Source organism: Marinomonas sp. KMM3893 (genome assembly GCF_004352855.1).
Lineage (GTDB): Bacteria > Pseudomonadota > Gammaproteobacteria > Pseudomonadales > Marinomonadaceae > Marinomonas > Marinomonas arenicola.
The window spans coordinates 907,322-921,293 of sequence record NZ_SJSC01000001.1; the positions used below are offsets into that span (position 1 = coordinate 907,322).

The 13,972-nt window shown below is 46.7% G+C and carries 12 protein-coding genes; 5 read left to right on the plus strand and 7 right to left on the minus strand.

Going from position 1 to position 13,972, the window contains the following annotated elements; translation table 11 throughout:
- The first annotated feature begins 91 nt into the window (after positions 1–91).
- The 3 genes from E0D71_RS04145 to E0D71_RS04155 all read left to right on the plus strand — a co-directional run bounded on the left by E0D71_RS04145 (position 92) and on the right by E0D71_RS04155 (position 3,632).
- Positions 92–1,300 carry a LysR family transcriptional regulator gene (locus E0D71_RS04145; protein WP_243711932.1) on the plus strand — a complete coding sequence of 403 codons (1,209 nt, stop codon included), beginning with the start codon at positions 92–94 and terminating at the stop codon, positions 1,298–1,300.
- Positions 1,301–1,503: 203 nt separating this feature from the next.
- Positions 1,504–2,451: a Gfo/Idh/MocA family oxidoreductase gene (locus tag E0D71_RS04150; protein ID WP_133002012.1), complete on the plus strand. Its 948-nt coding sequence runs from the start codon at positions 1,504–1,506 to the stop codon at positions 2,449–2,451.
- A gap of 197 nt (positions 2,452–2,648) precedes the next feature.
- Positions 2,649–3,632: an aldo/keto reductase gene (locus E0D71_RS04155; protein ID WP_133002013.1), complete on the plus strand. Its 984-nt coding sequence runs from the start codon at positions 2,649–2,651 to the stop codon at positions 3,630–3,632.
- Between the two features lie 155 nt (positions 3,633–3,787).
- On the opposite strand, the gene oadA is transcribed toward E0D71_RS04155, so the two are convergent.
- A complete protein-coding gene (gene oadA, locus E0D71_RS04160; RefSeq protein ID WP_207923322.1) occupies positions 3,788–5,599 on the minus strand; it encodes a sodium-extruding oxaloacetate decarboxylase subunit alpha in 1,812 nt (603 codons plus the stop codon).
- 18 nt (positions 5,600–5,617) lie between these two features.
- Entirely contained in the window at positions 5,618–7,033 is a 1,416-nt protein-coding gene (locus E0D71_RS04165; RefSeq protein WP_133002014.1) for an acetyl-CoA carboxylase biotin carboxylase subunit, read from the minus strand.
- Between the two features lie 121 nt (positions 7,034–7,154).
- On the opposite strand from E0D71_RS04165, the gene E0D71_RS04170 reads away from it, so the two are divergent.
- Entirely contained in the window at positions 7,155–8,108 is a 954-nt protein-coding gene (locus tag E0D71_RS04170; protein ID WP_133002015.1) for a LysR family transcriptional regulator, read from the plus strand.
- Here the strand turns inward: E0D71_RS04170 and E0D71_RS04175 are convergent.
- Positions 8,102–9,007: a DNA-3-methyladenine glycosylase gene (locus E0D71_RS04175; protein ID WP_133002016.1), complete on the minus strand. Its 906-nt coding sequence runs from the start codon at positions 9,005–9,007 to the stop codon at positions 8,102–8,104. The two genes, E0D71_RS04170 and E0D71_RS04175, sit on opposite strands and share 7 nt — an antisense overlap.
- 8 nt (positions 9,008–9,015) lie before the next feature.
- A complete protein-coding gene (ada, locus tag E0D71_RS04180; protein ID WP_165942945.1) occupies positions 9,016–10,131 on the minus strand; it encodes a bifunctional DNA-binding transcriptional regulator/O6-methylguanine-DNA methyltransferase Ada in 1,116 nt (371 codons plus the stop codon).
- Between the two features lie 292 nt (positions 10,132–10,423).
- Here ada and E0D71_RS17550 point away from each other — a divergent pair, with 292 nt between their 5' ends.
- Positions 10,424–11,734 (plus strand): PAS domain-containing methyl-accepting chemotaxis protein, encoded by a 1,311-nt coding sequence (locus tag E0D71_RS17550; protein WP_133002018.1) that lies wholly within the window; start codon positions 10,424–10,426, stop codon positions 11,732–11,734.
- 77 nt (positions 11,735–11,811) lie between these two features.
- Here E0D71_RS17550 and E0D71_RS04190 read toward each other — a convergent pair whose 3' ends face one another.
- From E0D71_RS04190 to E0D71_RS04200, 3 genes are read right to left on the minus strand one after another with little or no spacing between them, the layout of a single operon-like run.
- Positions 11,812–12,666 carry a class III extradiol dioxygenase family protein gene (locus E0D71_RS04190; protein ID WP_133002019.1) on the minus strand — a complete coding sequence of 285 codons (855 nt, stop codon included), beginning with the start codon at positions 12,664–12,666 and terminating at the stop codon, positions 11,812–11,814.
- The gene (locus tag E0D71_RS04195; protein WP_133002020.1) at positions 12,666–13,028 is read right to left on the minus strand and encodes a protocatechuate 4,5-dioxygenase subunit alpha; all 363 of its coding nucleotides are present in this window, start codon (positions 13,026–13,028) and stop codon (positions 12,666–12,668) included. The genes E0D71_RS04190 and E0D71_RS04195 overlap by 1 nt, the downstream gene beginning before the upstream one ends.
- A gap of 48 nt (positions 13,029–13,076) precedes the next feature.
- Entirely contained in the window at positions 13,077–13,949 is an 873-nt protein-coding gene (locus tag E0D71_RS04200) for an amidohydrolase family protein (RefSeq protein ID WP_207923323.1), read from the minus strand.
- Positions 13,950–13,972: the final 23 nt, after the last annotated feature.

The window sequence follows — 13,972 nt, forward strand, 5'->3', positions numbered from 1 at the left end:
ACCCTTTTTCATGTATTATTTTTTTATTTTTAGTTATTCATTTTTGATATAGTATTTTCTATAAACAACATACAAGGATCGCACCGTGGAAATGCCAATCCCCAATTTACGTCACCTTAGAGTCTTTCTAGCGGTTACTGAAAAAAAGAGCATTACACGTGCTTCTAATAGTATTTTCTTGTCGCAGCCCGCCATCACTCAAGCCATTGCAAAATTAGAGCAACAATTAGGCGCGCCACTTTTTGAGCGCCACTCTGATGGCATGTATCCAACTATTTCTGGGGAAGTATGGCGCAATCGAGTGTCGCGCGCGATCGAACATCTTCAGGTCGCGACCCTCGAAGTTGTTAAAGAAAACACGCTAAAAGACACGACGCCTAAAAATCTCATAGGCCTAATCAGCACCACCCAACTTAAAGCCTTAGTCGCTGTCTGCGAAGTGCAAAACTTCAGCATTGCCAGTCGCAACTTGGCGGTTTCCCAATCTTCGGTACATAGAGCGGCACGGGATTTAGAGCGTTTACTAGGCGTCACCTTGTTCGAAAAAAACAGCATTGGCATACTCACAACCAAGGCCGCAAGAACCCTTTCTACTGCCACCAAACTCGCGTTTAGCGAGCTGCGCCAAGGTATTTATGAAATAAACGCCTTACAACGTCGCGATGTGAGTACTATTTCAGTGGGCTGTATGCCACTCGCCAGAACCACGATATTGCCAAAATCTATTCTGCGCTTTAATGATGGCCACCCCGATGTAAACATCAATGTCACCGATGGGCCTTACCCCGATTTATTGCATCACCTACGTCAGGGCGATATCGATATGATGCTCGGCGCATTACGCTACCCAGCGCCAGCAGACGACGTTATTCAAGAAGAGTTATGGGCACCTTCACTGTCGATTGTGGCTCGCAGCGACCACCCGTTAATGAAACAAAAAAACGTTTCTGCGCAAGATTTAGCCCAATATGCGTGGGTCGTTCCCGCTAAGTCCACCCCAACACGTCAGGCTTTCGAAGCGATTTTTAACGATGCTGGAGAGCCCCTACCAACACGCATTGTGGAGTCCAGCTCGCAAATATTAATTCGTGAATTATTGCTTGAAAGTGATCGACTAACCTTGATAACAGCCAGCCAGATTGAACGAGAAATCAATATCGGGTTGCTGAAAAAGGTTACTTTTCCACTAGAGCATACACGCCGTCCAATCGGCCTTTGTGTCCGTAAAAGCTGGCTTCCAACGGTAACCCAATCTCATTTTCTCAGCATGCTGAGAAATGTATCTGATGATTTTAGATAAGAATAAAAAAGTAAGCTTTGCAAAATTTGAATGTCTAATGCGGTTTATGGATTATCCCCTTTTTCACACCAATGCTAGATTGGTGAACAATGCAAAAGCCAACAAGCAAGGTGAAGTGTCAGGTTTATAAAGCACATACCGTCATGACTCGTCCCCTGCTTTGGCTTTAATTCCCCTACACTCGCTCGCTCAGGAGTAGACTAATGAGAATTTGTATCGCTGGAGCATCCGGTGCTTTTGGTATGAAACACATGGATGCGATTGCCGCTATTGAAGGCGCAGAGGTTGTTTCCGTTGTCGGCACCAAAATCGATGCAATTAAAGCGTTCGCCGCAGAACGTCAGATCCCACACTTCACGACGGATTTGGCTGAGAGCCTAGCGCGTGATGATGTGGATGCTGTGATCTTAGCCACGCCAACACAACTGCATGCAGCCCAAACGATTCAATGTTTAGAAGCCGGCAAGCACGTGATGTCTGAAATCCCAATGGCAGACAGCATTGAAGATGCTCGTCGCGTTGTGGCGGTAAAAAAAGAAACCGGACTGGTTGCAATGGCAGGTCATACTCGCCGTTTCAATCCCTCTCATCAATGGATTCACAACAAGGTCAAAGCCGGCGAACTGACGGTTCAGCAAATGGACGTACAGACTTACTTCTTCCGTCGCTCTAACAAAAACGCATTAGGCCAAACCCGCTCTTGGACAGATCATCTGCTTTGGCATCACGCTTGCCACACGGTCGATTTATTCCAATACCAAACAGGCGAAACCGCCAGCAAAGTACAAGCATTACAAGGCCCTATTCATCCAGAACTTGGCATTGCCATGGACATGAGCATTGGCATGAAAGTGCCGGCAGGCGCCATTTGTACCTTGTCCCTGTCTTTTAATAACGATGGTCCATTTGGCACCTTCTTCCGTTATATCTGCGACCAAGGCACCTATCTTGCTCGTTACGATGACCTTTATGATGGTAACGACCATAAAATTGACCTATCTGATGTCGCTGTGTCTAACAACGGTATCGAACTGCAAGACCGCGAGTTTATCGCTGCGATTCAAGAAGGCCGAGAACCAAACTCTTGCGTGACCCAAGCCATTGAAGCCATGGAGACCTTGAGTCGCCTAGAGCAGTGCTTAGAAGACTAAGCGGATCATTGCGATAAGCATAGGGAGCGCCGGCTCCCTATGCTTATTTTGTTGCTCCAAGAAATCATGAACAGTATGATAATTTTGCTCAAACGCCATTCTAAGCGCAAAATACCCCCACAAGATAACCACGCACCTTGCTGATCACTACGCAGCAAAACGCGAGGGCCAACGGCTAGTAAAACAACGAGGTACCCATGCCTAAACATCCCCATCTAAGCAACCCAAGCATCGGCTTAGGCTGTATGAATCTTTCCCATGCTTATGGCACGCCGCTGTCAGAAGACGAAGGCATTGCTGCGCTGCACGCTGCGTTTGAAATGGGTTATCGCCATTTTGATACTGCCACTCTCTATGGCGCAGGAAAAAATGAGTTATTGGTTGGCAACGCCTTACACGACCGCCGCGATGAGTTTTTTCTGGCCAGTAAATGCGGCATGGAAATGGAGAATGGCAAACGCGTCATTAACGGTCGCCCTGAAAACTTACGCCGCCAATGTGAAAATAGCTTAAAACGCTTACAAACGGATCATATCGATCTGTACTATTTGCATCGTATGGACCCAGATGTGCCAATTGAAGAAAGCGTTGGCGCGCTTGGCGATCTTGTTAAAGAAGGCAAAATTGGCGGCATTGGGTTATCAGAAGTGTCTGCTGAGATCGTTGAACGCGCCCATAAGGAATCGCCTCTCACTGCCTTACAAACCGAATACTCCCTGTGGACTCGCAATCCAGAAATCGCCGTCTTAGCAACCACCAAAGCACTCGATATCACTTTTGTGGCGTTTAGCCCTGTCGCTCGTGGTTATTTGTGTGGCGAGCTTTCCGATGTCGCCAAGTTAGAAGAAAACGATATTCGCAGAACCATGCCGCGCTTTAGTGCAGAGAACTACCCAAAAAACATGGATTTACTGCAAGATTTTCTGCTCATGGCAAAAGACATTGGCTGCACTCCCGCTCAACTTGCTCTGGCGTGGACGCGCACGAAAGAGGAACACATAGTGCCGATCCCTGGTACCCGCTCAATAAGTCACATGCGAGACAATTTGAGCGCAGGAACACTCATACTGGATCAAAAACAAATGACAGCCCTGGATGAGATGATCAATCAAGGCAAGGCATTTGGCGCTCGTTATAACGCGGCCCAACAAGCCGATGTTAGCACTGAAGAATTTGCCTGAGTTAGACCCAGTTACAACACGAAAAACCCAGTAAAAGTAACAAAAAGGCCGTCATTCTACACTAGAATGACGGCCTTTTAAGTCAACCAAAATAGGCGCCTCAAACAAGATCGAGGTCAATCTATTCGGTTTGAGGAAGCATAATCCAGCGCTTCCTAGACAATTTCAATCAGCATCTCGCCTGGCGTTACTCGATCCCCCTTAGCCACGCAAACGGATTTCACCGTACCCGCGACATTGGCGTGCACTTCGGTTTCCATTTTCATCGCCTCTGTTACCAATACCGCTTGGCCTGCTGTTACGGTATCGCCTTCGGCGACCAACACATCAATGATGTTTCCTGGCATAGCGGCGCTAACATGACCAGGCTCCGTTGCTTTCGAGCGGCCGCTGCCGCCTTCAGAAACGTACTCATTCAAAGATTCAAAGACAACTTCTTCAGGCATGCCATCAAGAGACAAATACAGCTTGCGCTTACCCGCACCAAAGTCACCCACACCGGTAATTTCAACGTCATAAACTTCGCCATGCACATCAATCTTAAACTCGGTGGCCAAACCACCCGACGCAGCAGCACTGCCCGCTTGTTCAGGCGGCAATAAGGCTTCTGGCGCTAATGTGCCATCGGCTCGCTGCTGTAAAAATTCACGACCTAGCTCTGGGAACATAGCGTACGTCAGTACGTCTTCTTCTGTTTTCGCCAGTTCACCAATGTCTTGGCGCAACTTGTACAACTCTGGAGCTAATGAATCCGCTGGGCGGTTTTCATTCACGCTTTCGTTGCCCACTGCTTTCTTCTGTACTTCAGCATTGACGGCGGCTGGCGGTTGACCGTATCCCCCCAACAAATAGCGTTTCACTTCATTTGTGATGGTTTTATAACGCTGACCAGCCAATACGTTGTATACCGCTTGAGTGCCTACGATTTGTGATGTTGGTGTCACCAATGGCGGGAAACCAAGGTCTTCGCGGACTCGAGGGATTTCGGCAAACACATCACGGATTTTATCCAGTGCGTTTTGCTCTTTCAGCTGATTCGCCAAGTTAGACATCATGCCGCCTGGCACTTGGTTGATCTGTACCGACACGTCTTCACGCGTAAATTCACTTTCAAATTGATGGTACTTTTTACGCACTTCACGAAAGTAATCTGCAATCTCTGACAACAACGTTAGATCCAAACCGGTGTCGTATTCTGTGCCTTTCAATGCCGCAACTTGAGATTCTGTCGCTGGGTGACTGGTGCCACCAGCAAAAGAAGAAATCGCGGTGTCGATGCGATCCGCACCCGCTTCAATTGCTTTTAATTGGCACAAGGGCGCCAAACCAGAAGTGGAATGACCGTGTACCGCTAGCGGTAAATCGACCGCCGCTTTAATCGCTTTGACCAAATCGTACGTCGCATAAGGCGTCAATAACCCCGCCATGTCTTTAATCGCAATCGAGTCCGCGCCCATGGCTTGCATGGCTTTCGCTTGCTCAACAAACAATTCAGCATTATGCACAGGGCTCGTGGTATAACAGATGGTACCTTGTGCGTGCTTGCCGGCTTTTTTAACCGCTTTCATTGCGGTTTCGATATTACGCAAATCATTCAATGCATCAAATACACGGAAAACATCGACCCCATTATCAGCCGCTTTTTGGACAAAAGCTTCTACTACGTCATCCGCATAATGGCGATAGCCCAATAAATTTTGACCGCGCAGCAACATTTGCAAACGAGTGTTCGGCAACGCTTCTTTTAGTTGGCGTAAACGCTCCCATGGATCTTCTTTTAAAAATCGAACGCAGGCATCAAAAGTAGCACCACCCCAAACTTCTAAAGACCAAAAGCCAACCTTATCGAGCTTCTCACAAATGGGCAGCATGTCTTCGGTACGCATCCGTGTAGCAATAAGTGATTGATGCGCATCACGCAGAGTAACGTCCGTGATTTCTACTTTTGTTTTGTTAATTTGACTCATGTTCCTTCCTCCTGCGGATTATCGACCAAGGTGTGCGGCAAGGGCCGCGGCTAATACAAGCGCAATATCACTTGGATGGCGTTTTACGGAATAATTTAAGAGTTCTGGATGCGCGGGCACAAAGCTCGTGTTGAACTCACCTTTAATGAAATCTGGGTGTTTTAAAATTTCTTGGTAATAGTTGGCTGTGGTCTTAATGCCATGCAAACGCATGTCATCGATGGCACGACGACCACGAGCAATCATTTCTTCCCAAGTGAGAGCCCAAACCACCAGCTTCAAACACATGGAATCAAAGTACGGTGGAATTTCATAACCGGTATAAATCGCGGTATCCACTCGAACCCCAGGACCACCTGGCGCGTAATAATGGGTAATTCGTCCAAAGCTTGGCAAAAAGTCATTTTTAGGGTCTTCGGCATTGATCCGAAACTGCATCGCATACCCTGTGTAGCTGATGTCTTCTTGGCGAAAACTTAGCGTTAAACCAGAGGCAATACGCAATTGCTCACGCACAATGTCCACACCGGTGATTTGCTCAGTAATGGTGTGCTCTACCTGAACACGAGTGTTCATTTCCATAAAGTAGATTTCATTGCCCGATAGCAAGAATTCAACGGTACCAGCGTTTTCATACCCCACCGCTTGGGCAGCGGTAACCGCAAGATTACCAATGTATTGTCGCTGCTCTGGGGTCAATTGTGGGCTAGGCGCAATCTCAATCAGTTTCTGATTACGTCGCTGAATAGAACAGTCACGCTCATAAAGGTGAATCACATTGCCTTGAGAGTCGGCCAAAATTTGCACTTCGATATGGCAAGGGTCAACAATGCATTTCTCAAGAAAAACTTCAGCAGAACCAAACGCTTTGGTGGCTTCAGAAATAACTCGAGGGTATTGGCTAATCAGTTCTTCTGGTGAATCACAACGGCGAATACCGCGACCACCACCACCTGATGTGGCTTTAATCATCACTGGGTAACCAAATTTACCCGCAAGTGATAACGCCTCATCAAGGTCTTTTAAATTTCCTTCCGAGCCAGGAGTAACCGGAACGCCCGCTGCACGCATGCTATCGCGTGCTTGGGTTTTATCCCCCATTTTGTTGATCACACTGGATTTAGGCCCGATAAACACTATGCCTTTTTGCTCACACAACTCGGCGAAATGTGCATTCTCAGATAAGAAACCATAACCTGGATGGATCGCATCACAGCCAGTTTCTACCGCTAAATTGACGATGCGTAGAGGATCCAAATAACCAGCGAGAGGGTCATCGCCTAATGAATAGGATTCATCCGCGCGCTTAACATGCAATGCATAACGATCCGGCTCGGTGAAAATAGCCACTGAGCGAATATCAGACTCTGAACATGCACGTATAATACGAACCGCGATCTCACCACGGTTAGCGATCAACACTTTCTTTAACATGGGTCACTCCTTAACTTGGTGAACATTTAGCCTACTCAAAGAAATACAAAAGTAAAAATTGATATTTCAAAGGTTATCTATAAGGTATACGTGATGGATAAAAAGAAAAATAGGAAGAAAAATGTCATCGTCCGTTCAAAATATAGCCAATCGATTAACATTTAGGCAGCTTCAGGTTTTCAATAGCGTTTATGAGCTCAGCAGCTACAGTCGTGCTGGTGACATGCTTGGCTTGAGCCAACCTGCGGTCAGCAACCAAATTCGCCAATTAGAACAAACGATCGAGCAGCCTTTATTCGAATATGTTGGTCGCCAACTGTACAGCACCGCCATCGCCAAACGCTTAGCCGAGTGTACATTTGCGGTCTTTAATGAAGTACAACGCTTTCAAAATGACCTGGCCGCTGAAACCGGTTTAGTCTCAGGGGAATTGAAATTGGTCGCCGTCAGCACAGCACAATACATAGTGCCGTACTTACTGAAAGCCTACAGCAGCCTAAACCCAAATGTGACCATTTCTCTCGATGTGGTTAACCGAACTCAAGCCATTGAGCGACTCGAAAAGAACCGCGCTGAACTGACGATTATGGGCATGGTGCCAAACGATAAGCCCATGCTGAGTATTCCTTTTTTGGGCAACGAAATGATTGCTGTTGTGCCTAAAAACCATCCATTACTAGAGCACAAAAATGACGTCACCTTGGCACTCTTTTTAGAGCACACATTGCTGTTGAGGGAGCTTGGGTCGGGCAGCCGTTTGGCGTTGGAATTGCACTGTCAGAAACAGCGAGTGCGTTTTCAAAATAAAATGATTATGGGCTCAAACGATGCCATCAAACACTCGGTTATTGCCGGCTTAGGCGTAGCGGTATTACCACGTTTGGGGGTGCTCTCTGAGTTAGCCTTAGGCACCCTAGTAGAGCTGCCAATTAAAGATTTCCCCTTACGCCGGTCTTGGTGTTTGGTCAGCCCTCAAGGTCAGCACCCAACACCAACTATGCGCTCTTTTATTGATTATGTGCAGCAGAACATTGGTCAATTTGAAGCCATGTTCCAACGCCTGATGAGTCAATAACCAGACGCCAAATCCATCGCCCACAAATGCGCGCCAACCAAGGCTCGCCATGGCGAATAGTCGGCCAACCATTGCTCGGTCGCCTTAGCGTCTAACGGCGCTGGCGATTTGAGCAAAGCGGATAAATTTCGGCGTACTGCAACATCCCCATGCAGAGAGCCATCAAGCCAACTAAACCCTCGTAATAGTCCATAACTGACCGTCCAAGGACCAATGCCTTTCAGCGCCAGCAACTGCTCGGTTAATGCGTTTATCGAGTGTCGATCCGTTCGCTGTGGCCACACCAACTTTCCCTGACAAATTTGTTCAGATAAAAGCAACAAGCTGGCCGCTTTGGTTTTTGAAAAGCCCGTCGCTTGTAACGCCTCTGGAGGAATATTTTGTAGCGACTCTGCCGTCGGATAACACAAGAGCCCACTTGGATGAGCCACACCAAATGCTTGAATGAAACGGCGACGTATTGAGATGGCCGCATTAACACTGATTTGCTGACCAATAATCGCCCAACTAAAGGCTTCAAATGGTGACGCGCTTTGCGGAATACGCAGCCCTTTTTGCTGTTTAACCAAAGCGGAAAATGGCGTATTTTTCGCCATACAGACGGCTTCAAATTCGTCAATATTCTGATCCAGTCCCAGCATATGATCCGCCAATATAGACACTTCATCGGCGTCAATACTCGCATCCTCACCCACGCAGTCTAGGGTGACAGCCACGCTCTCGGTTTCACAGAAATCAAACCTAATTAGCGCAGGAATAGAATGCCAAAAAATCCCTTTTTCAATGACATTTTCCATACACCGCTCTGCGACTGAGTCTTTATCACGGCGATGAAAAGCCAAAAAGTCTTGACGATGAAAATGGCTCGGAAGCGGTCTAATCAGTGTCGCGGTTGTCATAATATTCCTTAATAACGGGATTCGCGTTCTAACAAGGCTTTTTTACGTGCCAGCCCCCAGCGATAACCCGCCAACAAGCCCCCTTTGCGAAGTACTCGGTGACAAGGAATCAACAAAGCAATCTTATTCGCGGCACACGCGGTGGCAACCGCTCGCACAGAGTTTGGCTTGCCTATTAATTCGGCCACCTCACTATAGGTACGAGTTTCTCCTCGTGGAATCGTTCGCAATGCTTGCCAAACCTGTTGCTGAAAAAGCGTCCCTTGGGTATCTAGTGGCAAACTACTGGCTTCCCACGAAGCCGAATTCACCTGCTTAATCACCGCCGAGAACCAGCCTTTCCACCCCCCAGTATCCTGGTCTTGTTGTGTGGATAGGGTGCTGACATCCAATAAATTCGCCGCAGAAAACTGAGTGGTAAATTCTGCCAGCAATGCTTCTTCATCGTCCCCTAAACTCACGGCACACAGCCCTTTTTCGGTGGCGGCCATCAAACAAAACCCTAACGAAGTGGAAACCAACTGATAGTGTATTTCTTGCTCTGAGGTCATTGTTTTTCCTGTTTTTATGTCTGCTCTTGGTTGTGCGGCTTTAGTTGCCGTCAAGATGCCCATTTTTTTCACCTCGGAATAATAATGGCTGGTAGAGGCAAAACCTGCTTGATGGGCTGCTTGCGTAATGGATTGCGGCGCTGACAATGCCTTTTGCACTCGCTGTATTCTAATCTGACGTGAATAGGCTTTGGGACTCATCCCCATTTCGGCTTTGAATACGCGCTGCAAATACGCAGGACTCCAGCCAACGGAACGAGACAATTGATCTAAAGTCGGCGACGATTCTGCTGTCTCAATCATACGACACATGGCGCTGACCTTCTGCTGGATCAAAGACCCCTCTTCATTGGAGTCTGGCCGACATCGCTTACAAGCTCGAAACCCCGCTTCAATGGCACTCGCCGTGCTATCAAAAAAACGCACATTCTCAATTAACGGCTGACGAGATGCACAATCAGGGCGGCAATAAATACCCGTCGATAGCACACCATAAAAAAAATGCCCGACCGCCTGTGAATCTCGGCGGCGAATGGCTTGGTACCTTGCTTGAAAAGTCGGATAGCTCTGCATGGGGTGGTTATGCCTCACTCTCATTCTGCGCCACATAGGTCTACCAGCATAAAGGCTTCTTTTTGGCTCAGCACTCTAAATCTTGCTTTGTAATTATAAGTAACAAAAAAGTGACCAAAACCGGTGACTTTGTCATTTTTGAATGAGAATTTCTTTTTTTTGTCACCTTTTTAAACAAAAAAACAGCATCAATCACGCTGAATGTTTTTTATACTAGCTAAATCGATGTAGGAATTAGCCTACAAGAAAAAGTTATAAAACCTTACCGTTAATAGAGATGAAAAGGACTATTATGTTTTTTAAAAAAAGAGACAACACCGCCGCCCTTAAAGAGCAGGCCCTTGCGGAGTTGAATCACGCCTTTATCAGCTCACTACAGAAACACTGCGCTATTATTAGCTTCACCCCTGACGGTAAGATTCTAGATGCCAACCCTCTTTTTCTGAGTGCGACGGGTTATACGCTAGAAGAAATCCAGCACAGACACCACTCAATATTTTGTCTTGAAAGCCTAATCAAAGCGCCTGAATACGCACTTTTCTGGCAAAATTTGGCCGCGGGAAAAAGCCAAAAAGGTACCTTTCAGCGGAGACGCAAAGACGGCTCAGATCTTTGGTTAGAGGCGACTTATGTGCCCATCGAATTGGATGGAAAAGTCGTTAAAATCATCAAAACAGCCAATGACATTACCAAAGAAAAAAGCCAAGCAGACAAGCAAAAAGCCGTTTATAAAGCCATTGATCGATCTTCAGCCCTCATTGAGTTTTCTCCTGACGGTATCATTCAGTACGCGAATAAAAACTTTTTAAAAACCATGGGATACAGCGCTAAGCAAGAAGTCATAGGCAAGCATCACAGCATGTTCTGCCTTGACGAGTTTTACGCATCCAATCCAAATTTTTGGCAACAACTTGCGGCGGGCGAATTTAAGACAGGTCAATTTTTACGCATTGATAAACAGGGTAATAAAGTGTGGTTAGAAGCCAGCTACAACCCCATCTTTGATGATCAAAATAAGGTAATTAAGGTGGTAAAATTAGCCTCTGATATTACCGATCGGGTGTTGACCCAAATGGCAATACAGAGCGCAGCTGAAGTCGCTTATAGCACCTCCACCCAAACCGCTAAAGTCTCTGAAAATGGCGTTCATATTTTACAGAATACGGTTAACACGTCGGATAAAATCATCACCGAAATCAACCAGTCTACGGACTTAATTGAGCAACTAAACAAGCAATCAGAGAACATAGCCAAGATAGTCACAACCATTGCCTCAATCGCTGATCAAACTAACTTATTGGCACTGAATGCTGCGATTGAAGCCGCGCGAGCCGGTGAGCATGGACGAGGATTTGCTGTGGTTGCCGATGAAGTCAGGACACTTGCTTCGCGAACCAGTACGTCTACCGTTGAAATAGAAGCCATGGTCGCACAAAACAGCGAGCTTACCCGTAAAGCGAAAAATAGCATGGGGAGCATTCGAAGTTATTCTAGCGAGAGTGCCGAGCTAATTAGCCAAGCATCAGATATTATTGATGAAATTTTGACTGGCGCTGAACATGTTTCAGAAACCGTTAATAAGCTACTGAAAAGCTCTAACTAATCGCCAAAGCAGGAGAACGAGGCTGTCGGCGTCTTTCCCCTGCTTATTCGTCTTTTTCTTAACAATGAAAGCCGTGCTTATTCTCGTACTGGCATCTCATGCTCAAGTAACAATAAACCCGCGCCGGTATTTGAAATCGGAGCGTGGTAGTTACGATGAAGCTCTGTCACCTTGCCACGCAATACACCACGCATCGCAATCCACATATTCAGCTCAACCGTTTGTGCGCCGCCCTTCTTAACCAAATCCATGTTGGTGTACTGGGCCAATGCTTCTGGGTTGGTGACTAGGGTATCCATGCACTCCAGATCAAATTGACGATTTAACGTACCTGCCGCTTCACCATCTAGTTGGTGAGACATACCACCAGTACCGAAAATAGCGACTTTTAAATCCCCATCATAAGACTCAATCGCCTTGCCGATGGCTTGGCCTAATGCATAGCAGCGCTTCGGTTGCGGCATTGGGTATTGCTCACAATTAATGCACACGGGAATCACTTTAACATGGCCGTAATCGTTGCCTGGCCACATCAAACTCAGCGGCACCGTCAAACCATGATCCACCTTCATTTCTTGGCAAATGGTCATGTCAAAGCCATCGTCTACTAGGCTGTTGGCTATATGCCAAGACAGATCAGATTCACCGGTAACAGGAGGTATTGTGGCAATCCCCCAGCCCTCATCAGAGTTATGGTATTCATCGGCAACCCCCATCGCGAAGGTGGGTTTTTTATCAATAAAAAACTCCAATCCATGATCGTTATAGAACAACACAATGACATCTGGTTTTTTTTCGTTGAGCCATTTTCGAACCGGTGGGTAGCCATCAAAAAAGGGCTTCCAGTAAGGCGTTTGCTCTTGCTTATTGGCCATTGCATTCGCAATCGCTGGAATATGAGAGGTGGTTACTGCCCCTATAATCGTTGCCATTAGATTTCTCCCGATCCACGTTTTTCTAGCATTTCTTTAAACGCTTCAAGGCTTTGCCCACTTTGAATCGCACCAATATCCTGCATGTTTAACTTTAATAGACCGGCAAACTTTGCCACGTAATAAATGCTGCCGCCTTCTTGCAACAAGCCAATAATATTACGCTCATGAATGGCTTTAATTTGCTTTTCATTCAGACCAAATTTGGCGCAATAAGCATCAGGATCACGAATAAACTCATCCCGTGCAGATTGCTCGTTAAATGAAAAACACATTTTGTTTAAGCCATACCCTTTTTTTGCCATCTGACCATTAAACAGATAGGTGCCTGGTATCGGCTGACTTGGATCGTTTTGGGACATGACATAAACCTTTGTAGGTCTTACTGTGTCGTGACATTTTACCGGCCGCTAGGACCAGTAAAGTCGCATAGGATTGTCAACCAGCAAGGCTTTCTGCAGGTCTGCTGTCGGTGCGATATGTGGAATAACATCGACCAAGTGACCATCGTCTGGCACATGCACCTTCATATTAGGATGAGGCCAATCTGTGCCCCACAAAACACGCTGCGGAAAAGCGTCTACCAGGGTACGGGCGAAGGGAACCACATCTGAATAATCTGGCGCATGAAGCGTTAAACGCTCAGGACAACTCACTTTACACCAGACATTATCATTCTCGGCCATAAAGTTAATAAAACGTTTAAAATCAGGATGATCCACCCCATTTGCTACGTTCGGCGTCCCCATGTGATCGACCACAATGGTGGTGTTCAATGCTTTTAAGAAAGGAATCAACTCGGCTAAATCTGCGGCTTCAAAATACACCACAATATGCCAGCCAAATGGTCTGATTTTTTCAGCAATGGAGAAAAACACTTCTTTTGGCGTGCTGTCGACTAGGCGTTTTACAAAGTTAAAACGCACCCCACGCACACCCGCAGCATGCATTTCTTTTAGCTCGTTTTCGGTAATAGAATCATCGACAAACGCCACGCCACGCGCCAGCTCACCAGCACTCGTTAAAGCATCAATTAGGGCTGAGTTATCCGTACTGTGGCACGATGCCTGGACAATCACATTACGTGAAAAACCAAGATGATCGCGCAGCGCAAAGAGCTGCTCTTTCGAGGCATCGCAAGGTGTGTATTTGCGTTTCGGGTGGTAAGGAAATTTATCCGCTGGGCCAAAAACGTGACAATGGGCGTCTACTGCACCGGCTGGCACAACAAAAGTGGGCTTGCTTGGCGCAGGGTGAAAAGGAAGATAATCTTTATCCATCATAAGTGCTTACCTATTTATTATTC

Bases quoted from the DNA above. Each gene is read 5' to 3' on its own strand.
- E0D71_RS04145 (WP_243711932.1), top strand. From the start codon at position 92: ATGCCAATCCCCAATTTACGTCACCTTAGAGTCTTTCTAGCGGTTACT.
- E0D71_RS04150 (WP_133002012.1), top strand. From the start codon at position 1,504: ATGAGAATTTGTATCGCTGGAGCATCCGGTGCTTTTGGTATGAAACAC.
- E0D71_RS04155 (WP_133002013.1), top strand. From the start codon at position 2,649: ATGCCTAAACATCCCCATCTAAGCAACCCAAGCATCGGCTTAGGCTGT.
- oadA (WP_207923322.1), bottom strand. From the start codon at position 5,599: ATGAGTCAAATTAACAAAACAAAAGTAGAAATCACGGACGTTACTCTG.
- E0D71_RS04165 (WP_133002014.1), bottom strand. From the start codon at position 7,033: ATGTTAAAGAAAGTGTTGATCGCTAACCGTGGTGAGATCGCGGTTCGT.
- E0D71_RS04170 (WP_133002015.1), top strand. From the start codon at position 7,155: ATGTCATCGTCCGTTCAAAATATAGCCAATCGATTAACATTTAGGCAG.
- E0D71_RS04175 (WP_133002016.1), bottom strand. From the start codon at position 9,007: ATGACAACCGCGACACTGATTAGACCGCTTCCGAGCCATTTTCATCGT.
- ada (WP_165942945.1), bottom strand. From the start codon at position 10,131: ATGCAGAGCTATCCGACTTTTCAAGCAAGGTACCAAGCCATTCGCCGC.
- E0D71_RS17550 (WP_133002018.1), top strand. From the start codon at position 10,424: ATGTTTTTTAAAAAAAGAGACAACACCGCCGCCCTTAAAGAGCAGGCC.
- E0D71_RS04190 (WP_133002019.1), bottom strand. From the start codon at position 12,666: ATGGCAACGATTATAGGGGCAGTAACCACCTCTCATATTCCAGCGATT.
- E0D71_RS04195 (WP_133002020.1), bottom strand. From the start codon at position 13,028: ATGTCCCAAAACGATCCAAGTCAGCCGATACCAGGCACCTATCTGTTT.
- E0D71_RS04200 (WP_207923323.1), bottom strand. From the start codon at position 13,949: ATGATGGATAAAGATTATCTTCCTTTTCACCCTGCGCCAAGCAAGCCC.